Source organism: Treponema sp., assembly GCF_045657965.1.
In the GTDB taxonomy this organism is placed as follows: Bacteria; Spirochaetota; Spirochaetia; order Treponematales; family Treponemataceae; genus Treponema_D.
The window spans coordinates 1-21,360 of sequence record NZ_JAZOUG010000281.1 but is presented as its reverse complement, the minus strand read 5'-3'; the positions used below and the strand labels follow the sequence as shown (position 1 = coordinate 21,360).

19 protein-coding genes are annotated in these 21,360 nt (G+C 37.7%); 6 read left to right on the top strand and 13 right to left on the bottom strand.

What is annotated here, in order from left to right:
• Nucleotides 1–90 precede the first annotated feature (90 nt).
• The 3 genes from ACKI5B_RS10765 to ACKI5B_RS10755 all read right to left on the bottom strand — a co-directional run bounded on the left by ACKI5B_RS10765 (nt 91) and on the right by ACKI5B_RS10755 (nt 1,992).
• Entirely contained in the window at nt 91–888 is a 798-nt protein-coding gene (locus ACKI5B_RS10765) for a formate/nitrite transporter family protein (RefSeq protein ID WP_407428611.1), read from the bottom strand.
• An 86-nt stretch (nt 889–974) separates the two neighbouring features.
• Nucleotides 975–1,376 carry a hypothetical protein gene (locus tag ACKI5B_RS10760; RefSeq protein WP_407428609.1) on the bottom strand — a complete coding sequence of 134 codons (402 nt, stop codon included), beginning with the start codon at nt 1,374–1,376 and terminating at the stop codon, nt 975–977.
• 52 nt (nt 1,377–1,428) lie between these two features.
• Nucleotides 1,429–1,992 carry a hypothetical protein gene (locus ACKI5B_RS10755; RefSeq protein ID WP_407428607.1) on the bottom strand — a complete coding sequence of 188 codons (564 nt, stop codon included), beginning with the start codon at nt 1,990–1,992 and terminating at the stop codon, nt 1,429–1,431.
• A 157-nt stretch (nt 1,993–2,149) separates the two neighbouring features.
• Here ACKI5B_RS10755 and ACKI5B_RS10750 point away from each other — a divergent pair, with 157 nt between their 5' ends.
• Entirely contained in the window at nt 2,150–3,133 is a 984-nt protein-coding gene (locus ACKI5B_RS10750) for a magnesium transporter CorA family protein (RefSeq protein WP_407428605.1), read from the top strand.
• 14 nt (nt 3,134–3,147) lie between these two features.
• The gene (locus ACKI5B_RS10745; RefSeq protein ID WP_407428603.1) at nt 3,148–4,113 is read left to right on the top strand and encodes a formylglycine-generating enzyme family protein; all 966 of its coding nucleotides are present in this window, start codon (nt 3,148–3,150) and stop codon (nt 4,111–4,113) included.
• Here the strand turns inward: ACKI5B_RS10745 and ACKI5B_RS10740 are convergent.
• Nucleotides 4,106–4,801, bottom strand: a complete 696-nt coding sequence (locus ACKI5B_RS10740) for a metallophosphoesterase family protein (RefSeq protein ID WP_407428601.1) — start codon at nt 4,799–4,801, stop codon at nt 4,106–4,108. The two genes, ACKI5B_RS10745 and ACKI5B_RS10740, sit on opposite strands and share 8 nt — an antisense overlap.
• A 10-nt stretch (nt 4,802–4,811) precedes the next feature.
• A complete protein-coding gene (hisC, locus tag ACKI5B_RS10735) occupies nt 4,812–5,981 on the bottom strand; it encodes a histidinol-phosphate transaminase (protein ID WP_407428599.1) in 1,170 nt (389 codons plus the stop codon).
• Between the two features lie 92 nt (nt 5,982–6,073).
• On the opposite strand from hisC, the gene ACKI5B_RS10730 reads away from it, so the two are divergent.
• Both ACKI5B_RS10730 and ACKI5B_RS10725 read left to right on the top strand, forming a co-directional pair.
• Nucleotides 6,074–8,011, top strand: coding sequence for a hypothetical protein (locus ACKI5B_RS10730; protein WP_407428597.1), 1,938 nt, complete (start codon nt 6,074–6,076; stop codon nt 8,009–8,011).
• A 143-nt stretch (nt 8,012–8,154) separates the two neighbouring features.
• Nucleotides 8,155–8,592: a single-stranded DNA-binding protein gene (locus ACKI5B_RS10725; RefSeq protein WP_407428595.1), complete on the top strand. Its 438-nt coding sequence runs from the start codon at nt 8,155–8,157 to the stop codon at nt 8,590–8,592.
• 63 nt (nt 8,593–8,655) lie between these two features.
• On the opposite strand, the gene ACKI5B_RS10720 is transcribed toward ACKI5B_RS10725, so the two are convergent.
• The 3 genes from ACKI5B_RS10720 to ACKI5B_RS10710 all read right to left on the bottom strand — a co-directional run bounded on the left by ACKI5B_RS10720 (nt 8,656) and on the right by ACKI5B_RS10710 (nt 12,882).
• Complete coding sequence (locus ACKI5B_RS10720; protein WP_407428593.1) at nt 8,656–10,905, bottom strand: peptidase U32 family protein; 2,250 nt, start codon at nt 10,903–10,905, stop codon at nt 8,656–8,658.
• Nucleotides 10,906–10,944: 39 nt separating this feature from the next.
• The gene (locus ACKI5B_RS10715; RefSeq protein WP_407428591.1) at nt 10,945–12,075 is read right to left on the bottom strand and encodes a lipoprotein TP_1001-related protein; all 1,131 of its coding nucleotides are present in this window, start codon (nt 12,073–12,075) and stop codon (nt 10,945–10,947) included.
• Between the two features lie 105 nt (nt 12,076–12,180).
• On the bottom strand, nt 12,181–12,882 hold the full coding sequence (locus ACKI5B_RS10710; protein WP_407428589.1) for a DUF2259 domain-containing protein: 702 nt from the start codon (nt 12,880–12,882) through the stop codon (nt 12,181–12,183).
• A gap of 185 nt (nt 12,883–13,067) precedes the next feature.
• Here ACKI5B_RS10710 and ACKI5B_RS10705 point away from each other — a divergent pair, with 185 nt between their 5' ends.
• Complete coding sequence (locus ACKI5B_RS10705) at nt 13,068–13,814, top strand: hypothetical protein (RefSeq protein WP_407428588.1); 747 nt, start codon at nt 13,068–13,070, stop codon at nt 13,812–13,814.
• Between the two features lie 2 nt (nt 13,815–13,816).
• On the opposite strand, the gene ACKI5B_RS10700 is transcribed toward ACKI5B_RS10705, so the two are convergent.
• Nucleotides 13,817–14,218, bottom strand: a complete 402-nt coding sequence (locus ACKI5B_RS10700) for a diacylglycerol/polyprenol kinase family protein (RefSeq protein ID WP_407428586.1) — start codon at nt 14,216–14,218, stop codon at nt 13,817–13,819.
• Between the two features lie 208 nt (nt 14,219–14,426).
• Nucleotides 14,427–17,624 carry a periplasmic flagellar collar protein FlcA gene (gene flcA, locus ACKI5B_RS10695; protein ID WP_407428584.1) on the bottom strand — a complete coding sequence of 1,066 codons (3,198 nt, stop codon included), beginning with the start codon at nt 17,622–17,624 and terminating at the stop codon, nt 14,427–14,429.
• 127 nt (nt 17,625–17,751) lie between these two features.
• Here flcA and ACKI5B_RS10690 point away from each other — a divergent pair, with 127 nt between their 5' ends.
• Complete coding sequence (locus ACKI5B_RS10690) at nt 17,752–18,468, top strand: early set domain-containing protein (RefSeq protein ID WP_407428582.1); 717 nt, start codon at nt 17,752–17,754, stop codon at nt 18,466–18,468.
• 7 nt (nt 18,469–18,475) lie between these two features.
• Here ACKI5B_RS10690 and ffh read toward each other — a convergent pair whose 3' ends face one another.
• From ffh to ACKI5B_RS10675, 3 genes are all read right to left on the bottom strand, one after another.
• A complete protein-coding gene (gene ffh / locus ACKI5B_RS10685; protein ID WP_407428580.1) occupies nt 18,476–19,897 on the bottom strand; it encodes a signal recognition particle protein in 1,422 nt (473 codons plus the stop codon).
• 2 nt (nt 19,898–19,899) lie between these two features.
• A complete protein-coding gene (locus ACKI5B_RS10680; RefSeq protein WP_407428578.1) occupies nt 19,900–20,970 on the bottom strand; it encodes an NAD(P)H-dependent glycerol-3-phosphate dehydrogenase in 1,071 nt (356 codons plus the stop codon).
• A gap of 16 nt (nt 20,971–20,986) precedes the next feature.
• A partial coding sequence (locus ACKI5B_RS10675; protein WP_407428576.1) for a nucleoside-diphosphate kinase occupies nt 20,987–21,360 on the bottom strand: 374 nt, incomplete at its 5' end.

The following is a 21,360-nucleotide window of genomic DNA, read 5'->3' as shown; positions in this document are numbered from 1 at the left end:
TATGAAGTGGAAGCCGTTTTTTTTGCATTATCTGGCTTTTTAATCAAGCACTCATATTTCCGTGTATAAAAAAATCGCCACACGGATGTCTTAATCATCTTCGTAACCGCGGACACTTTTAAGATATGCAAAATAATAGCCGCCGCCGACAAGAACTGAACCGCCTACAAGATTACCAAGTGTAACAGGAAGCAGATTCCATAAAAAGCCTGTAATTGAAATATGCCCGCCGACACCATATACATACTGTGCCATCATTCCTGCCGGAATAAAGTACATATTTGCTACAGAGTGTTCAAATCCACAGACGACAAAAAGAAAAATCGGAAGATACAATGCTATGATGCGGCCGCTCAACTCTTCTGCAGCCTGACTTGCCCACACTGCAATACAAACCAGAATATTACACAAAATGCCTTTAAAAAAAGCATCAGTGAAAGGAAGATTTGCCTTAACAGCCGCAGTAGTCACAACTGTTTTAACAAGTTCGCCATTATAAAGCGAAAGAACATGTCCATAGTTTGCAAGGGCAGCAATCAAAAGGCTTCCTGCCATGTTACCGAGATAAACAATTACAAGATTTTTTATAAAATCAGTAATAGAAATCTGCCTGTCCAGCACAGGAATAAAAAGCAGACAGTTACCTGTAAAAAGTTCACCGCCTGCAATTACAACCATAGCAAGCCCGATTGGAAAAATAATACCGCTCAAAGCCCGTCCAAAGGCAACCGGAACAACCCCGCATGAAATAATCTGGCTGCCAAGACCTCCCAGTGCAATAAAGGCACCTGCAAAAATTGCAAGTATAAAAGTCTTAAAAGCCGGCTGTACAACCTTTGTTGAGCCCATTAGGGAATAAAGTTTAATGATTTCTGATGGTAAATGCATGATATAAATCCTGAAAAAGTTGTTAAATGATAACAAATTTACCACTTTAGAAAGATTTTGTCCACAAAGTTTACCTTAAGATAAAATCAATCATTTTCTGAAACAGATGAAGAATACATTCCATAAGGGTCAGTCCATCTCTTTCCATTCTCAAATCTAACTTCCCTTAAATAAATAAAATCAACTGAATAAGCCTCCGGCTGACAACCCAAAAAATATGAATCAAGTGCAAGCCTGAAATCACGTTCACAGTCAGCAGGAATATTATCACAGATCTTTTCTACAAAGCACGAATCATTTTCAAGAACAGTTTTACCTTCAGAATCAATTAAACTGCATGAAATCACAAAAGAAATTATATTTTTCTTAGAAACATTTTTTAATGTAAAATCCAGAAAAATTTTTCCTGCTGAATCATAATCTTCTGCTGCAGAAATTTTTGAATCACTTAAAACGTATGGACAGGAAAAAAATCTATTGACTGACATGAGCAGAAAAGAAAAATACAGATTGAATAAACTGTACTGACAAAAATATTTCTCAGCATGAAATTTTCCTCCCGTTTATTACAGGATTTTCAACAGCAATCGGGATTTTTGAAAATTTTGTATATTTACCTGAAAGAAGATTGCCCTTCTCATCAGAAAAAAGAAATGCGTATCTGGCAAGAACCGGCAGAAGACGGTTCTGCTTACTATCTGAATGTTCTTTGTAAAAAGAAAAGTCTATTCTGCATTTATTCTTTTTTACAATTATTGATAAAGATTTTTCATTCCAACCAAGCGATTTTGCAGTTGAAGCAAAAAGACGCAGTAGTGTATGCAGAACACTGAGATTAATTTCAAAGGAAAAATTTATAGTTCTTCCAGGATTTTCAGAATCACAAACTTTTCTTTCATTCATGAAATCATTTTCAGGCAAAAAAATATTAAAGTGAGGCTCTGAATTTTCAAATGAAACAACACAATATCTGGCATTAACAATATCTTCACAGGTGCATCCATGTATTAAAAAATTTGCCTGTCCATTATTTTCAAGGGAAAAAGTTGAAATTTTTCCCCCGTATCTGCTGACAGATGCGAAAACCAGTAAAATTAAATTCATACAAAATACCTCCTGCTTAAAAAACTATTCTTGCTTTAGTTATTGTAGATAAAATCAAATCTATGACAGCAAAACTGAAAAAAATACAAAAAAACACATATATTCTTTATTCTTTAATAAATTTTATGATATAATTTTTCTGTTTCAGGTATTTCTAATGATAAATTACTGGATTCAGGAAGAAGGACAGTTTGTCAAAATCGAAAAAGAAGAACTTTCTCAGGCCTCATCACAGCGTTTATGGATTGATGCACGCCGGGTCACTCAGGCCGAACTTACAGAAATTCAAAAAGATTTTTCTGTAGATCCTGAAATTTTAATGGACGTAATGGATCAGGACGAACTTTCCCGAATCGAAGACTGGGATGAGTATGTACTTGCTATTCTCCGTCTTCCGGTTTTTACGCCAAATTCTGAAGTTGCCTACACCACAGCCCCTGTTGGTGCACTCATTTTTCCAGACAAAATAATTACAATCTGCTGGACAGACTGCGAAGTTTTAAAAGATTTAAGTGCAAACCGGCTCAAAGGTCTGTCGCTTATGGATTTTCCAGCCTTTTTAATCAGGATTTTGGCCCGAAGCGACATTATGTTCCTGCGTTACCTTAAAGAAATAAGCCGCAGGGTCACTTCTATCCAGAATGAACTTCACGAACAGATTGAAAATGCTGAACTTATCCAGCTTTTAAACCTCGAAAAGTCACTAACCTACTTCACAACCTCGCTTAAAGCAAACCAGCTGCTTCTCGAAAAAATCCGGCGTACCAGAATTCTCCGTCTGGACTCTGATGACCAGGAATGGCTTGATGACGTCGAAATCGATAACCGTCAGGCTATGGAAATGGCTGACACCTACAGCGCAATTACTACAGGTGTTATGGATGCATTCGCAAATGTTATTTCCAACAACATGAACGTAATCATGAAGAAACTTACTGTCATTTCGCTTGTTTTAATGATTATGAGTTTCATTACAAGTTTCTGGGGCATGAACATCCGGCTTCCATGGAGCACTTCTACAACATGGACAGGTTTCTTTGCAATCAGTGCTCTTTGTGTCATTTCAGCAACAGTAGCCTACATCGTTATGAATCTCAAACCAGTGCGAAAGGTGAAAAAGTCGAAAAAAAGGAAGAAGTAAAAAGGAGAATTGACATGAAAAAATATTTGACTGTTGCAATAAGTCTTATTTTCTCAGTTTTTGCAGTCTCTGCTCAGGAATTCAATTCACTTTCTCCTGTCAGGCTCGGTCCTGAAAGTCCGGCTGTTTACGACGTTTATGTTATCGGTGACGGAAGCCAGTCTTACACAGCAACGCGCTGGATTACGCCCTTTGAAATCAACCGTTATGAAACCACCTACGAACTCTGGTACGAAACACGCGAAATTGCCGAAGCATTGGGATATAAATTTATAAATCCTGGGCAGGAAGGAAGCCACGGCAAACGTGGAGCCGAACCAAGTACAGAAAGTCATCAGCCGGTTACAATGATCTGCTGGTATGACGCAGTAATCTGGTGCAATGCTTTTTCTGAAATTCACAGCCTTACGCCATGCTACACTTTAAATGGCAGAATTTTAAAAGACGCCACAGACACAGTTTCACTTGATTTATGCAGATGTAACTTCAGCGCAAACGGATACCGGCTGCCAACCGAAGCTGAATGGGAATATGCCGCCAGAAAAACAATTTCAGGAATGCAGAGCGGTGCGCTTGCAAGCGGTCAGGTTGATAAATACGGCAAAGAAGACGATTCAATTCCTGAAGAAGAAGTTTCCTGGTCAGCTTTTAATTCACGCGGCACTCACATCGTCGGAACAGCAGGAACCCCTTTTAGAGAAGATGCACCGCCTGAAGCCGGAAGCGGAAACCCGAACGGCGCAGGGCTTTTTGATATGAGCGGAAATGTCTGTGAATTTACCTGGGACTGGAACGGCCGCTACATTGAAACAGATGCAGGAGCTCGTGCAATCGGAGCAGAAGCCGGAAGCGAGCGTGTAAGCCGGGGTGGCAGCTGGAGCGAATACACACCGTTTATTTATGCAGGTGACCGCTACAGCTACGACCCGAACGAATGTTACAATTATCTTGGATTCAGATTCTGCAGAAGCATTAAATAGTCAGAAGTTCTGCCTTTGTAACAGACCATTTTCCGTCAGAAGTTTTTTCTGCTTCAACTAAAGCATATTTTCCTTCTGCAAGGCTTCCAGGATTTATTACGGTAGTTTCACCGATTTTTGAAATGCCGGCACTTTCATGAATATGTCCCGTAACAACCAGGAAAGGGCTGCGTTTTTCAATATACGAGCGGAGTTTTTCGCTTCCTACGTGAATTCCGTTCGGAAGTTTATCACATTCTGTATCTTTCGGAGGATTATGCATAATCAGAATAAGATTCGGCCATCTGCCGTCTTTATCAGCACACTCTTCACTTGAATTTTCGACAACTTCATAATCGGAAAGAATTTCATCTTCTTCACGTTCAAAAGGTGTTGTTCCGGTAAATTTTGTACCGCCACCAGAACCGCAGACTGCAATTCCTTCATGAAAGGCAAGAGTTCCTTCAACAGAAATGTCAGACTCTTCGATTACGGAAAGAAAATCAGGATTATCGCAGTTTCCGATTACAGAAAAAATATTTTCATGCTTTGAAAGAAGCTTTTCTAAAACAGGCTTTGCTGTTTCTTCATGCTCAAACTTTGCAAAATCTCCGCCAAAAAGAACGCAGTCCGCTTCATTAAAGCGGGAATCAAGTTTATCAAGATTATCAAAATCTCCATGAATATCAGAAAGAACTAAAAATTTCATAAAATTACTCCTACATTTTCTGCATTACTTCGCGAAGGGCAGCCATCTGCTCATGAGTGCCGACTGTAATTCGAAGGTATTCTTCAATTCCCGGTGTATCAAAGCGGCGTACCAGAATACCGTTTTCCTTTATTTTCCTGTAAGCAGACTCTCCGTTTACACCGTCTTTGCGGCAGAAAATAAAGTTTGTCTGGCTGTCCAGTACATTCCAGCCTTTTTCACGAAGGAAATCGATAAATTCATCACGTTCAAAAGCAACATCCTGCGCACATTTTACATAGTAGCCGGCATCTTTACATGCAGCAGTTCCTGCAGTCTGCGCAACAAAATCAAGCGGAAAGTGATTAAGCGAATTTTTTACAGTTGTTACGGCATTTACAAGTTCTTTATGAGCGACAAGATAACCGATGCGCTGACCTGCTCCGCACAGACTTTTTGAAGTTGTACGCACAATCACAAGATTCTGGAATTCTGCAAGAAGCGGTATACAGCTTTCGCCTCCAAAATCAACATAGGCTTCATCAACAACAAAAACCCTGTCTTTCGGTGCTTTTTTAATCATTTCACGGACTTCATCGCGTGTAAGTCCAAGAGAAGTCGGTGCATTCGGATTTGCAAAAATAATTGAAGAATCAGACAAATTTGCCTGTTCAAGCATTTTTTCTTTATTAAGAGTCCAGTCCGCATTTAACGGGATTTTATTTAACGGGATGTCATAGAATCCGCCGTAAACCGGATAAAAAGAATAAGTATGCTCTGGAAGAACCAGTTTCCGGTCTGAATCAAAAAATGCATAGAAAACAAAGCTCAAGACTTCATCAGAACCGTTTCCTGCATAAATCATATCAGGCGTTACAACAAAAGGAATTTTGTCAAAATCGCCCGGAGTTACAAGTGCACCGCTTCCATTTTTCTTTCCGCCTTCAAGATTTGAACGGCACAAAACACCGCCAGTCTTATTAAGCATGTCGGCAATCGCTTCTTTTAAGGCATTTGAATCAGGATCAGGATAAAGTGACATTTTTTCAGGATTCTTTTTTACAGCTTTCCGTACGGCATCTATTACTTTTGGTGAAGGCGGATAAGGATTTTCATTTGCATTAAGTTTTATATAAGCCCTGTCTTTCGGCTGTTCTCCAGGAACATAAGGGTGAAGATTAGACATACGCTGTGATAACATAAAAACCTCGATTTTGTTTTTACAGATTAAATATTTCTAAAATAAGAAAAATCTATCTTTATTTTATGACAGATTACTGATAAAATAAAGACATGGCAACAACAACAAGTATAATAGTTTTATTAAAATTTTTCGCTTCACGACAAAAAAATGCCGTTGTCGATTACTCTGATTTTTGTGATTACCTTAAAAGATATTCAGAACACCATCTTGAAGAACAGCCTACACTTGCATGCTATCTTGAAGACCCGGTTCCTGCCCTTCAGTCAGAACTTGATAAACTTATTGATTCTAAATTAGTCTTACTCATAAACACTACTCCAGAAAAACAGGGAATTGTTGTCATTCCATACTATATCGAACGTTTTGCTGAACGGTACAAAGATATTGCCGTAAATCCTTCACTTCCCTTTCCGTCTGAAGCAGATTTACCAAAAGGCACTCCTAAAGAAATTGTACAAAGATACAACTCAGCAGATTTAATTTCAAAACTTCTTGCAAAACAGGAACTTAATGACAAAATTCTTTACGGACTTTCTCTTCCGCATGATGCACCGTCAATTCTTCTTCCTTCAAATGTATCAGCTGTTACTTTAATTGAAGATGCTCTCGGAAAAATCCAGAACATGCTCCGTAAAGACGACCATCATGATTATTTTCTAAAAAAGCTTACAGTTTCAAATCCTGGTCGCGAAATGGTCACAAAAAATTTCTTCAATGCCTTTGTTGACCGTGCCGATCATTCAATCGAAACATTAAGCCAGACTACTGAAAATTTCTATCTTTGGAATCAGCTCTGCTTCTTCATTAAGCAGGATTATGAAAAAATCAAGGATTTTACTCAGGAAGATTTATCATGTCTGCAGGCAATTTATATAACTGAAGTTGCAGCAAATTATTTCAAAAATCAGGCACAGGAAAACGCAAAGAAAGAAGGTGCCATCAAAACCCTTGAGTCGCTTCTTTTAAAGCCGCCGTATTATTTTACTTTTGAAGATATTACAAAATTTACTGATGCAAAAGGAGTACCATTACTTGGTCAGTATTCTGATGAAGAACTCAAAGAATATCTTCACAAAAAAACTCAGGAAGCTGCAGTTCAGGAACTTCCGGATCTGCTTGTATTTAAAACTTATGATGAAACAAGATATTTTATCTTTAAAAGCAAGGTTTTACATTTAATACTCAGATTATGTACCGATGCAAGAGTTTCTGTTCAGGAATCTATTAAAAATCACTGGATGGATGTTTTAAAATCTTTTGACATTCTTCCGGAAATGCGTGATCAGAATGCTTTTGAAGACAGGCTTGAAAAAGAAATCCGTATTCAGTCTCCAATTTTAAGTGCACTGCTTCACTCTTCATTTTTACCGCTTCTCAGCTACGATGCTGCCGGTGGAGATGATACAAGCAAAATCAGTCTGTTTGTAAACGGACAGCTTTTACCGTACAGCGATATTCTTTTGATGAGCCGTCAGGAACTTCTCACGGATGCAAAAATTTTACTTCCATTCTGGTATTCAATGCCGGTTATTTCATGGATAATGAGAATGATTTTGCGTCCTCCTAAAGCCAAAAGAATTAAAAAGCCAAAAACAAAGGCAGAACTTTACCGGGAAGAAGAAGCTGCTAAACGCAAAGAAGACGAAGAAACAGCGGTTCTTACAAACAACCCGAATATTTCTAAAAAAGTAGCTCTCAGAGAAGCAGCACGGGTAGCAGAACAGACATTCGTTCCTGCAAGTTCAACAATGAACCGCGAGCTTGATTCCTATGAGCAGCTTTGGAATAAATTAATCGGAAAAGAAGCACGAAAAAATCTTACTGAAGATGTAAATTCCCTTATCCGCGATTATATCAGAAAAACTCTGCGTACAATCAAAATGGACGGATTCACAACAGAAAGAATCAGAAGTCTTGCTGAAAGCCTTGTTAATTCACCGGGGCTTTCTAAAATAAAAGACAAAGACGCATTGATGATGTATGTTCAGCTTTACATGGTAAAACTCGTAAAAAACATCCCGATGTAAATTTTCTTCAAAAAAATCAAATTTTTCTCATTTTTTTCAAAAAATCTTGCCCAAAAATGCGGTTTTGCGCCAATAACTGTATGAGCACAAAATAGTGCTTGTATATTATGAAGATCTGGCCAGATCACAAAAGGAGCAAATTTATGAATCAAATGAATCAGGTTGTTATTGAAGGTAATGTTGTCCGCGACTCTTCTGTTAAAGAAACTGCGCGTGGAACCAGAGTCTGTATAGTTCCTATTGCAACAAACAGAACCTACAAAGATTCACACGGTGCTTTTCAGAAAGAAGTCGCTTATTTTGATATTGAAGCATGGGGTGAAAATTTCAGTAAAAACATAATGCAGCTGGCAAAAAAAGGACGTGGTTTACGGGTTGTAGGCCGTCTTAAGCAGGACCGCTGGAAAACTCAGGAAGGCAAAAACACCTCAAAGGTTTATATAATTGCTGAACATATCGATTTCAATCCTCTGAAAGAAAGCAGAAATGATTCAGAAGCCAAAAACGAAGCAGAAACTGCAGCTGAAGGCGTTGTTTCAGAAACCTTCAGCTCACAGGACATCCCAGAGGAGGTGTTTTAAGCTCTAAATTTTTGCGGTGCAGGTAAAATATAATTTAAGCATTTTTCGCCTCATAAAATCCCCTTATCTGCGCCGCTTTTTACCGCCTTTAGAATACCGGTTCTGAACATGCCTGTTATTTTTTTCAAGTTCAGCCTTTTCGTTCATTGCCTTGTATATTTCGATTTTTTCAGGACTGTAAAAACCGTCTTTCCAGTTAAAACGGGAAGTTTCTGGAACAGGCTGCCTCTTTATCATGGCATTTGTAACCATTTTTAATTCCTGGCGGGTAACGTGCGTTCGCGAAAAATCAAGAAGAATACGCTTAAAACCGCTTGAATTCAAAGTTTCAACTTTATCAACAATAGAAAAAGGTTCTTCCGGCATAACTACAGAACCATCAACAGTAGAGTTGACTTTGAAAATCTTTTCTTCTTTGTCCATGAAGTACAAAAAGTCATAAGTTTCTGGAAGGGCAAAGCGCATTCGGAAAAGAGCAGGATATGCATAGGCTGTAACAAGTACACGGTCACGCACATTTTCTTCCCAGGTCATTTTTAAATTTTCCCATGAATTTTCAAGAGGTGTAATAAATGCACCGATATTCTGATTTTCATACCATGAAGCTGCCCACCGGTTGAATGTGTACAGATAAGGACCTGCTATAAGATTTGCACCTTTTGTACGAAGCATTGAAATGTGACCAATATTATTTACAACAAATGTCTTATATCCCTCAGCAATCAGTTCTGTTAAATCAGACAAAAGCTGCTCTTCCTTTGAAGCCGGACAATACGGATCAAGTGAGATAATAACCTGCTTTTTTGAAACCGGAAGTGAAACCTTTTTTTCAAGCAAATCTGTTCTGGTCTCTGAATTAAATTCAAGAATTACACGGACAGGATTTTTTGAAATTGCTGTGTGTAAATCGCCGATAGTAGAAACCTGAATGTACAATCCTTCCGGAAAATATGAAAGTTCATTTTTAGCAACCGGAGTTAAATCCAGTACAGGAAGCACTTCTGCCCCAGGCTGCTGGCGGTATTTACCAATATCAGCCGGAAGCACCCGCGGATAACGTTTTGACATTGCCTTTGTCTGTAAAAGATAAACAGAATCCCCGCGCTTAAAACCAACAGGAACATCAATAAAGCGCTTACCGTCTTCATCAGTCATAACAGTACGGACTTTGTGGCTTACCCGGCCAGTATCATCCTGCCGGTGCAGACGGATTGAATCTCCAATATCAGGATCGTAATTACCTCCTGAAAGATGAGCCATGGCAATTCTATAATCTTCAGGCTTTGCGTCTTTTCCGGCTGCTTCTTTTGCTCTGGCAATTGCTTCATCACTTGCCTGCTCAAATTTATCGATTTTACCAAGATAAATACCTGTTCCGCCCGCCTGATTCGGATTTAGGATAAGGTTTCCTGCCTTTTTAACCCCTTCTTCATTTGTTTTAAAATTATACCAGTAAGAAGTTTTTGCACGGGCAAAATCTGTGGAAAGAAGACGTTTCGCTGTTGCAAGCGAGCCTTTTTTATCTTTTTCCCAGTTATCCATGAGATAACGGTAAGCTGCAACAACGGAGCCGACATATTCGGCACTCTTCATTCGTCCTTCAATTTTAAAAGATTCTACCCCAAGCTGCATAAGTTCCGGAATCTGCTCGATAAGCTGTAAATCACATGGAGAAAAATAATACCCCTGCTTTTCTCCGTCACGTTCAGAATCAACTGTATAAAAACGACGGCATGCCTGGGTGCACATTCCCCTGTTTGCACTCTTTCCGCCTAAAAAACTTGAAAAAAGACAGAGCCCGGACTCACTTACACACAATGCACCGTGTACAAAGATTTCAAGTTCCGCATTTGTATGTGATTTTATATATTTAATTTCTTCAAGACCAAGTTCTCGTGCAACAACAACCCGTTTTAATTCTGCTTTACTCAAAAGATTAACACCGGCTGCACTTTCTACATTCATTTGTGTAGATCCGTGAAGTTCAAGCTTTGGAAAAAATTCCTGACACATACGGATTACACCCAAATCCTGAACGATAAGACCGTCAGGACCAATTTTATTAAGATAAGAAAGAAACCTGTAAAGCCGTTCCAAATCGCGTTCTTCACTTACAGTGTTTACAGTAACATAAATTTTTTTGTTCTGGCGGTGCAGAGAAGAAACAGCCGCCTCAAATTGATTCCATGCAAAATTTGAAGAGCGGAGACGTGCATTAAAGCTTTTGAGTCCTAAGTAAACTGCGTCCGCTCCTTCTCCAATAGCAGCATCTAATGCTTCGATGTTGCCGGCAGGTGCTAATAATTCAGACATTCTGAAAGTCTAGCACAATTTTTCTCGAATTGCTAGACACTATTTTACATACTCATTATTGCTGTTTTCAGTACCCGGTGTTACAACTGAAACAACCAGATAGTCTTCTTTTGCAGCAGGAATTATTTCAGGGACAGTTTCTTCATCAGGATACCTTGCGGCCAGTTCTGAAATATTTTGTCTTGAAACGGAACGGCCCAGAGCATTTGCGGTTTCAGTATCAACAGCATTTGCAACATCAGCACCAGAAGTCCAGATTCCACATTCATAAGCTTCATCAGCATAAACTTTTTCCTGTGTTCTGTACCATTTTGATGAAGAAGAAGGACACATCAAAACAGCATCTTTAAAAGAACCGGTATTAAAATCTTTAAGGACTAAGACATCATTATTTCCAAAAAAAGCTGATTCTGAATTGTTCCATAAATCACGGGCTAAAGAGCAGCTTTCGGCTGCTGTAGATAAGGTTAAATCAGAGCCCAGTTCATTTTTTGCCCCTGAAGCCAGTTTTTCAATAATATGACCATGAAGAGTAATAAATTCGCCTTTTTTGACATCAATTACAGGAAAAATATAGGCATTTTCTTCACCTTTAACAGCACTGGACACTTCTAATCCGGATAGATTACCGGATTTTAATACATAAAATTCAATAAATTCAACTTTTGCAGTAGAATTTTTAGACCTTATTTCACTAAAAATCAATTTTGCAGGATTCTCATTATATCCATAAAAAGTTCGTGAAAATTCTAATGAATTACCGCTTGTATCATAAACAATACCAGAAATTGTATACGGTTCACCTATTATTGTGGATTCTGAAAATAAAATTTCTGCACAAAGTCCCTGTTCATCATAATTAATACAATCAGCAACTGCATATAATTCGCACTGATTGCAGTCACTCTGCTCATCAAGAATAATCGAATTTCCGGAAACTACTTTAATATTATCAAAAATTATTTTTTCAGAACACAAAATCTCAACAGATTTATTACTGATTACAGAAAATTTTTCAATTTCGGGAGACTGACTGTCACCAGGAAAGATTTCAATTCCTTCATCAGTCAGACGGCAGGAAACAGGCGAAACAATTGCCAGAACAGCAGAAGTTATTATAGCAGCTGCTAAAATATTAAAAAAAAACTGTCTCGTAATAATCTTTTTCATCAAAAACCTCCATAATTTTTGTATATTATGTTATTTTCAATGAAATAAGATTTCAGACAGTTTTTAAATATAATATTTTGTTATATTTGTGTTTTTTACAAAAACTTACAGTCTTATTGTTTCAACCATATAGCGGATTGAAGTTCCATTCACATCATTCAAAGTTTTTTCAACAACAAAAACCAGATTCCTTCCAGTTTTATCTGAAAAAATTTTATCAATTCTGTATCCGGAAACATTCTTTCTTTTAATATCCGGTGAACCTACAATATTTCTGCTTATTACATTTCCATTTTCATCTTTTTTCTCAAGAGTAATAAAAAATGATGAACGGAGATTATTTCCTGAGCCCTCAACAGTTTTTATCAGTTTTATATGATAAAAAACACTCTGCTCAACTGTTGAACCTTCAAAATCTTTAAAGATAATTTCACTGTCACCGTCTTTTCTTTCATCACTTACATAAAGAAGATTATCAACATCAGCCGGCTTAAAATCATATTTCTTTAATTTCCATGAAGCTTTTTCATAGAGTTCTTCATATACAGCTTTACCACTCTTAGAAACTGTTGCAGCTGACGGCTGAGTTTTGAAGACTTCACCACTTACAAAATCATTTTTTTCTATATCGACTGTATAAATCTCAGCATATCCCTGATATGTTTTATCTGTTTTGCCATATTCTGCAAAAGCATAAGTTTTTCCGTCACGAGAAATTCCCAAATCAACAAAAGCTGCAGCATCCCCTGCAAAAAGGCAGACATTCACAGCAAGCAAAACAATTCCGGATAACACAAGCTTTTTCATAAATCCTCCCAACAGACACTGTTAAACAGTAATTCTGTACTCTTTTTTATTTTCGGCATAATTTTTAAAGGCTTTACATATTTTTGTCTTAGGATTAAGATTTTTACATGACTTTAAAAACGAGAAACAGAATCTTCAAATTTGCTTTAATAATTGCTTTGCTGTCAGCATTAACAGGAGTTATTTTGCTTATTTCAAGTATTGTAAAAAACAATATCATTCTTCCACAAGATTTAAGGATTCCTGCTTTTTTATCAAAAATTCCTTTTATAAAAACCAATTTAGTATCTATTATTTTATCATTTGTTGTTTTAATTCTTTATGTTCCATTTTGTTTTTATATAATTCTGAAGTATTTTGAAAACACTCAGACAACAGAAATAATTTTTTTTACAGGTTTCTTAATCGGCTGTCTTCTTGAATTATTCAGATTTCTTACGCTTTCAATGAATCTCTGGCAGACTTTTTCAAACAGTCTGATTTTTTCAGGAAAAATGGTCCTTTTTGGACGGACACTCACTATACTCAGTTTTGCCTGTGCCTCGCTTTTTAGTGACACAAGTCAAAGACAGGATGTTGAACGGAATTATATAATAATGACAACAGCTTCAATTGTATTTGCTGCCCTTATTCCAATGAATACCGCTAAAATTTCATCAAACGGACTGGTACTGGAGGGTTTTTTAAAACTCATAAATATTATGCGTTTAATTCTGACAGTATTAGTTTTTATTTCATTTTATATTCATGGCATTCAGAAAAATAATTTTGAATATAAAAATCTTGCTTTTTCTTTTTTAATTCTTATTGCAGGCTATTCGCTTTTAGTATTAACTGATTCATTTTTATTTTTACTGACTGGAACTTCACTTCTTCTAGGCGGAACATACTGGTATTTTAAGAATTTGCATAAAATTTATATGTGGGCTTAAACTTAAGCAAAAGTAACAATTCCACCAATTAAAACAGGAATTACAAGATTGTCAAAATCTTTTAACGGGAGTACTTCAACAAACGCCCCGAAGCAGGCTGCTAATAAAGCAGTATAAGAATTTTGTGTAACAAGAAAGCACGAACAGAATATTGCCAGAAAGCATGTCAGACTACCTTCAGCAGTTTTACCATAAGTATAAGGAATTCTGATTTTTCCGAAAGTTTTTCCGGCAAGACTTGCCAGCCCGTCTCCAAAGGCAAGCGCATAAATTCCTGCCGCTGCAGGATTTTCTTTCCAAACACAGCCGGCAATAATTACACCAAGAACAAGAGTTACAGGACCTAAAACAAATTTATTCTCATCACGTTTTCTTGCTGCCGCTGCCGTAATATCAGAAATCAAAGGAATCTCATATCCGTTGGTACGAAAAAGCTCCGATATTGTGTAAAAAATCCCGGCTAAAGCAAGTAAAAGAATTGTAGGCAAATACGCAAAATGCAGAAAAGTTGGAATCAGACATGTACACATATGAATGGTCTTTCTAAAAAATTCCTTTCTTAAAGATGTGAGCTGCCTTTTTATGTCAATTCCTATTTTATAGCAGAAATATTTACTCAATAATCTTGTCTCCGTTTAAAATTCTCGGAATATCAGTATAAATTGCAGGTTCGAAATCAGGATATGGATGAGTAATATATTTTGAATTTTGTGCGGCAAGGTTACTTCCTTCCATTCTAATCATAGTCTGAGGATTTCGCGTCAATGAATCATAAGCACGAATAGAATCAGACAATCTTACCATAGCTTGTGCATTCATATCACTGTTACCAGTCTGCTTTGCCAGACGATACAATGTAACACCAAGATTATTATTTGCTTTCAGATACAAATCAACAATTTCATAATCATCATCGTTATTTTGAGGCGTTAAATATTTTACTTTTGCTTTTTCTGTATCCAGAATTGAAAGCAGATTTGAATAATAACTTTCTGCTGCAAAATTATCACCGCGCAGGGAAAGAACATTTCCTAAAGAAAGCAGCACATTCGGCATTTTCGGTTCTTTTTCTGCAACTTTAATAAAGGAAGTAAGTGCATTATCATAGTCCTTTTTACCATAATAAATTGCACCAACCCTGAAATTAATTGAAGGAGTATCATTTTTAATTTCAATGGCTTTTTCATAATTGTAAAGGGCATCATCAAGTTCACCACTGATAAAATAGTCTAAATCCCCCATATCTGCAAAAAGCTTACCGGTATTTAAATCGCCTTCAAAATCTGAAACTTCATGTTCATAGTTATAGAGATTAATGCCTTTAGTGTAAACAGTCTGAGCTTTGAGATATTCATGTGCATCTGCATACAGTTCACCTAGAATACGGCTTGCATTTATCTGGCGGTAAACATTTTTCTTGGTTCTGACAGAAACAGCATCAAACAGTTCAAGAGTTTTCTCAAGTTCAGCTTTAGCCTGTTCAGTATAACCGTTATAAACAAAATAACGGGAAAGATTATAACGAGCCAGAGGGTTTTCGGGATTTGACTTTACAGCCAGATTCAACATGGCAAGGACATCTTCAATTGATGTACGTAAATATTCATCATTTTTACTCAAAGTACCATAAAGCTTTTCAAGCAAATAGCCGGAAAGTTCCGTCCAGTCTTCTGAAGAAAGATTTTTAAGATTTTTTCTATCCTGCTTGGTCTGATAGAACATATTTTTGTAGCTGAGAACTTCACGCAGTTTATCAGTACGTATATTGTACCGGAGCATTCTTGAAAGATAGAGATTATTGCTTCCATAACGCTGAATCAAATCAAGGTAATATTGTTTTGCAAGCTCATATTTTGAATTATCAACTTCGGCCCATTCAAGGAATACGTCACCGAGCATTAAAATTCCGTCAGCATCATTGATATGATAATCAAGAACCTCGCGCCGGGTAATTTCTTCGGCACGTTCATAATTAGCCCGATCATAAAGTTCCATAGCAGCATAATCAAGACCTGCCTGCTTATCATGATTAAAATAGGCAAGAATATTTTTATACATCATGGCAGCCCTGTCGAACTGCTTTTTTACACGATAGCCTTCTGCATATTTAAAGAACCATTTTTTTACAGGTCTGTATGAAACAGCTGTTTTAAATTCCTGTTCTGACTGAGGAAATTCATTCTCCTGAAGCAGAGTATAGCCCTGTTTATAGTGAATATTTGCCATCACCGGCTTATAAATAAAATGAACGCCAGCCTTGAAAAGCCCGAAACATACAAAACAAAGGATAACACCAACAATTGCAGCCGGAATAATTCTGTTTTTAAGCTGATACTGGAAAGACTGCTTATAAGCTTCGTATTCAGCAAATGAACGTCTTTCAAAATCGCGCGGAATATTTATAGAAACATCTAAGATTTTTTCGAGCTGAGTTGCAAGCTGCCGGGCAGAAGTCTTTTTCAAAACTTTTTCGATAATCTCAAAAACAGCTTCATCTGTAAATTCATCGCGTGAAATAAAATCTTCAATTGCAATTCTTAAATTTAACGGATAATTTGCCAGATTTTTCTTGAACTGAACATATTCGTCATCAGTTAAAGAATTTTTAGGCCGGTCTTCCTTTCCTTTTGAAAAATCTACAGTATCAAGGAGAGGACGCTTCTTTCCTAAATCAGCAGTTTCTGTATCTGAAAACCCTGGAATTTCAAAACTTGAATCAAGAATAAAGTCATCTTCATCAGCAGCTTCACCAGTAACAGGAAATTCATCCGGAGAAGGAGGTTCAGTTGGAGCAAAATCAACTCCTTCCATTGCTGAAGTATCAAAAGAGTCTATGGAAACTTCTTCGGATGCAGAAGCGGATTCTTCAGAAAAATCAGGAACATCCGTTGAAGCATCCGGGATTTCTGAAAAATCAGGAAGAGAATCTGAATCTTCATTAAAATCGAGTGAATCAGCAGCAGAAGCAGAAGGTTCTTCACCAGCAGAAATTTCAGAATCTGAATCTGAATCTGTATCTGTATCTGAAATCAAAGAATCAATGTCAAAAGAACCTAAATCGCCTAAATCTGAAGAAGACGATGAAGAATCCATATCAAAGGAATCCATTCCGGCTAAATCAGATAAATCTCCCAAATTTTCCAGAGCCTGAGATTCTGAAACTGGCGGTTCTGAAATTTCAGTCTGTTCAATAACAGGTTCTTCTTCTTTTTGAGCAGGACTTCCATCATTTTCAAGTACAGAAACCGGAATATCTTCATTTAGATTAATTTCGCCAAGTGCATCTATGTCAGAAAAATCCTGGACAGTTTCTGTATTTCCGTCGGTTTCTGCTTCTGTTACTGTTTCTGAGTCTGTTTCTGAGTCTGTTTCCCCGGACGAACTCTGCAACAGACTTTCCAGATCTAAATCTTCAAGTGGAGTTTCTTCAGGCTTTTCTTCTGTCTGTTCAGTCTGGACGTTTTCAGAAGTTTGAAAAATATCTGAAGACGGTTCAAGAGAGTCATTTAAAAAATCAGCCAGAGCATCTTCATCAGCAGAAATTTGTGGCTCAAGCAGGTTATCGAGAGATGTAATATCAGCAGTATCTTCTGTTTCAAAATTATCAGGGCTTTCATCTGCTACAGCCTCTTCTTCTGAAGCTGTTTCTGGAATACCAATGATAAAATCTTCAGAATCATCTTCTTCAGAAATTCCACTGGGCAAAGGAATAGAAACCGGTTTTTCACCTCTTTGGGCACGAAGTTTTACTTCATCACCTACATCGCGTATATCTTCGCTGAAAGTTTTTAACTGATTTAATCCTGGCATTGAATCCCACCTACTCTAATATACTCTAATTTCGGCATTTTGAATACTGTGCTTTAAAAGTTTTAACATTTTATTAAAATATAAGAAATAAAATTAACATTTTTTATAAAAAGCCGATATTTTATATATGAAAAAGATTTTTATTTTTACAGTGTTTTTAATTCTTTTTTCACATGCTTTCGCAAAAGAAGCTTTACCTAAACCAGACACTTATGAATATGATTTGACCTTAAACAATATATCGGGTGTAAAGCCGCCATATATCGATAACAATTATATTGTTTTTACATATCCGGTATCTGTCAATTCAATTGGAGTTGCTTTTGATTTTGAAGACTTCCGACAGATTCACTATTTCAAACTCAGAAAAAACTACAGCTATGAAGGCGATGTAACCTCTTCGTATTATTTTTATATTCTTGAAGCACCAAAAAAGTTAAACAGGATTTGTTACAGGCTTATCATCGAAGGAATATGGACAGTTGATCCTCAGAATCAAAATACAGTCTACAATGAAAAAGAGAATTATTCACTTTCCTACATTGACCTACCGCCTGCAGAAATTGAAATTACTGAAAAACTGGATTCTGGACTGACTCATTTCGTCTGCCACACAAAAGCTGGTCAAAAAATAAGGCTTGGCGGCACATTTACAAACTGGGACAGCTGGATTTACGAAATGAAAGAAACAGTCCCGGGCAAATATGAAATTGATATTCCGCTTCACCCGGGAACTTATTATTACTCATATTACAATGGGATTACAGCCTTTTTAGATGAAACAAATCCACTTCACGGCTATTCCAGTGACGGACGGGTTGTAAGCTGCATCACGATTAATTAAAGCCAGACTAGAAACCCATTTTACCGAATTTACCGGCAAGTTTTGACAAATCTCCAAGCTTGCTTAAATCGCCTAAACCGCCCATACCGGCTCCTCCCATGCCGCCCATCTGCTGCATAAGTTTTGCCTGCATTCCGCGGTTACGGGTAAGCTTTTTCATTGTGAGTTTTGTTTTTTCGAACTGTTTGATCAGCTTATTTACTTCAGCAACACTTGTACCGCTTCCCTGAGCAATACGGCGTCGGCGTGCAGGACCGATAATCAAATGGTTTGCACGTTCTTTTTTTGTCATTGACTGAATTATTGCTTTCTGATGAGCAAGACCTGACATATCAAGCTTGCTTTCGTCAATCTGACCTGCAAGACCAGGAATCATTTCCATGAGGGAAGAAAGATTTCCCATTTTGCCGACGCTTTCGAACTGAGCGAGCATATCATCGAGAGTGAACTCGTTGCGGGCCATCTTCTGCTCAAGCTTTTTGGCTTCTTCGATATCGACTGTTTCCTGAGCTTTTTCGACAAGGGAAACAATATCACCCATGCCCAAAATACGGCTTGCAATTCGTTCCGGATGGAAAGGTTCAAAATCTTCTGTTTTTTCGCCTGTACCAATAAACAGAATCGGCTTATCAGTGATTGATTTTAAAGAAAGAGCTGCACCACCACGCGCATCAGAATCGAATTTTGTAAGAATAACACCTGAAAGACCAAGCTGCTCGTCAAATGATTTTGCAATATCTACAGCATTCTGACCGGTCATTGCGTCTGCAACAAGAATTGTTTCGACCGGGTCAACTGCCTTTTTAACATCGACAAGCTCTTTCATCATGCCTTCGTCAATCTGAAGGCGGCCGGCTGTATCGACGATGATTGTGTCTATTCCGTTCTTTTTTGCATACGAAATACCGTTTTTTGCGACTTTTACGGCATCATTTGCACCTTCTTCAAGATAAACCGGAACACCAATCTTTTCACCAAGCTGCTTTAACTGTTCAATTGCTGCAGGACGGACTAAATCGCAGGCAACCATAAGAGGCTTACGGCCCTCTTTTTTAAGCCGGGCAGCAAGTTTGTGAGCGGCAGTAGTTTTACCGGCACCCTGAAGACCAAGGAGAAGAATAACAGACTGAGTATCCGGTCCTTTAAGCTGTAAATCAACTTTTGTGTCGCCAAGCATTTTGACGATACGGTCATAGATGATTTTTGTAAACTGCTGACCTGGATCTACCGCACGAAGAACCTTTTCACCTTTTGCTTCTTCGATTGTGGCATTTACGAAACGACGGACAACACGAAGATTGACATCAGCTTCGAGGAGAGCCATTTTAATCTGCTCAACTGTCTCTTCGATATTTTTTTCAGTGATTTTTGACTTTCCGCTCACTGAGCGCATGATATCACTGAAAGTGTTCGTAATTTTCTCTAACATTTTTAATCATCCTGACTAATCTTACCCTGAATCATAAGTTCCTGAAGAAAATTCATAGGTTCGATTTCTTTATTTAAGATTCGGTATAAGCCGTCGCAGATTGTAAGCTTTAAATTATGTTCCTGTGCAATCTGATGAACAAATTTACAGGCAACGGCACCTTCTGACAAATAGCCGATTTCGCCGATTCGTGCGATTAAGTCGTCAAGATTTTTGAATTTCGAAAGAATATCAGTTTTAATAATATCCTGACCGAAACGGCGGTTACGGCCATATTTTGAACGGCAGGTAACGTCTAAATCGCCTACACCGGCAATAGAAGTAAAGGTTTCTGCATGGGTTGCTCCCATAGCAAAACCAATCTGCTGAATTTCATTTAAGCCGGCAGCAAGTAAAAGACTTTCTGCATTGTCACCGAAAATATCTGAATGTTCACTTACTGCATCCAGTGCACCGTAAACGACTGCAATTACGTTTTTAGCAGCAGCACAAATCTGAACACCAATTGCATCGAGAGAAGAATATACCATAAGACCAGGAACTCTAAGAAGCTCGCGGAATTTGATTGAATTTAAGGCATGTTCACTGGCTGCAATAAGGCCTGTAAGCTTACCCATAGCAACTTCTTCGGCGTGACTTGGTCCTGCGATATAAACAAGAGAATGATTATAACAGTCAGGAAGAACATCTTCGAGAGTTTCAAGAATAAGACGCGGGCCTTTTTCTGAGGCAACAAAGCCTTTTGTAAGTACACCGATTACAGTTTCACCATTTTTGATTGAAGGAACATTTGCAATCTGTTTTGCAGTACTTGCAATAAAAAGAGACGGAGAAGCAAGAATCAGATATTCTTTACCGTTTGCAACTTCTTCAATATCAATAGAAGCTGTAAGATTTTCTGAAAGCGGATATCCCGGAAGATAACGCTTATTTTCATGTTCATTATTGATACCGTCTACTACATCCTGCTCACGAGCCCAGATTTGAACTTTGTGACCACCACGGGCAATAGCCTGAGCCAGACCAGATCCCCATGCACCAGCACCAATTACACCTACACTCTTTTGTTTCATTATTAACCTCTAATTTTTAGAACCAGCAAGAAGCCTCGTCTTTCCAATCGATAAGCTCTTCCGGTTTGAAAAAAAGATTTATTTCGCGTTCTGCACTCTCATCAGAATCAGAAGCATGAATAATATTATGATTTGTATGTGAGCAGAAATCTCCCCGGATTGTGCCGGGAAGTGCCTCACTTGGTTTTGTTGCACCAACAACTTTACGTACAAGCTGAACACAGTCTTCATCATCAAGCTGCCATACCATAGCAACGACAGGAGCACTTGTAATATATGAAACAAGGTCATTATAAAAAGATTTTCCTTCATCACTAACTCCCATTTCAAGTAATCTATGTATTGTCTTTGCTTCTCTTCCAGTAGACTCACTCATTCTTTTACTAGCAC

Coding starts and splice junctions, on each gene's coding strand:
- ACKI5B_RS10715 (WP_407428591.1), bottom strand. CDS start 12,075: ATGAAAAAGATTATTACGAGACAGTTTTTTTTTAATATTTTAGCAGCT.
- ACKI5B_RS10740 (WP_407428601.1), bottom strand. CDS start 4,801: ATGAAATTTTTAGTTCTTTCTGATATTCATGGAGATTTTGATAATCTT.
- ACKI5B_RS10760 (WP_407428609.1), bottom strand. CDS start 1,376: ATGTCAGTCAATAGATTTTTTTCCTGTCCATACGTTTTAAGTGATTCA.
- ACKI5B_RS10690 (WP_407428582.1), top strand. CDS start 17,752: ATGAAAAAGATTTTTATTTTTACAGTGTTTTTAATTCTTTTTTCACAT.
- flcA (WP_407428584.1), bottom strand. CDS start 17,624: ATGCCAGGATTAAATCAGTTAAAAACTTTCAGCGAAGATATACGCGAT.
- ACKI5B_RS10720 (WP_407428593.1), bottom strand. CDS start 10,905: ATGTCTGAATTATTAGCACCTGCCGGCAACATCGAAGCATTAGATGCT.
- ACKI5B_RS10725 (WP_407428595.1), top strand. CDS start 8,155: ATGAATCAAATGAATCAGGTTGTTATTGAAGGTAATGTTGTCCGCGAC.
- hisC (WP_407428599.1), bottom strand. CDS start 5,981: ATGTTATCACAGCGTATGTCTAATCTTCACCCTTATGTTCCTGGAGAA.
- ACKI5B_RS10765 (WP_407428611.1), bottom strand. CDS start 888: ATGCATTTACCATCAGAAATCATTAAACTTTATTCCCTAATGGGCTCA.
- ACKI5B_RS10730 (WP_407428597.1), top strand. CDS start 6,074: ATGGCAACAACAACAAGTATAATAGTTTTATTAAAATTTTTCGCTTCA.
- ACKI5B_RS10710 (WP_407428589.1), bottom strand. CDS start 12,882: ATGAAAAAGCTTGTGTTATCCGGAATTGTTTTGCTTGCTGTGAATGTC.
- ACKI5B_RS10745 (WP_407428603.1), top strand. CDS start 3,148: ATGAAAAAATATTTGACTGTTGCAATAAGTCTTATTTTCTCAGTTTTT.
- ACKI5B_RS10680 (WP_407428578.1), bottom strand. CDS start 20,970: ATGAAACAAAAGAGTGTAGGTGTAATTGGTGCTGGTGCATGGGGATCT.
- ffh (WP_407428580.1), bottom strand. CDS start 19,897: ATGTTAGAGAAAATTACGAACACTTTCAGTGATATCATGCGCTCAGTG.
- ACKI5B_RS10750 (WP_407428605.1), top strand. CDS start 2,150: ATGATAAATTACTGGATTCAGGAAGAAGGACAGTTTGTCAAAATCGAA.
- ACKI5B_RS10755 (WP_407428607.1), bottom strand. CDS start 1,992: ATGAATTTAATTTTACTGGTTTTCGCATCTGTCAGCAGATACGGGGGA.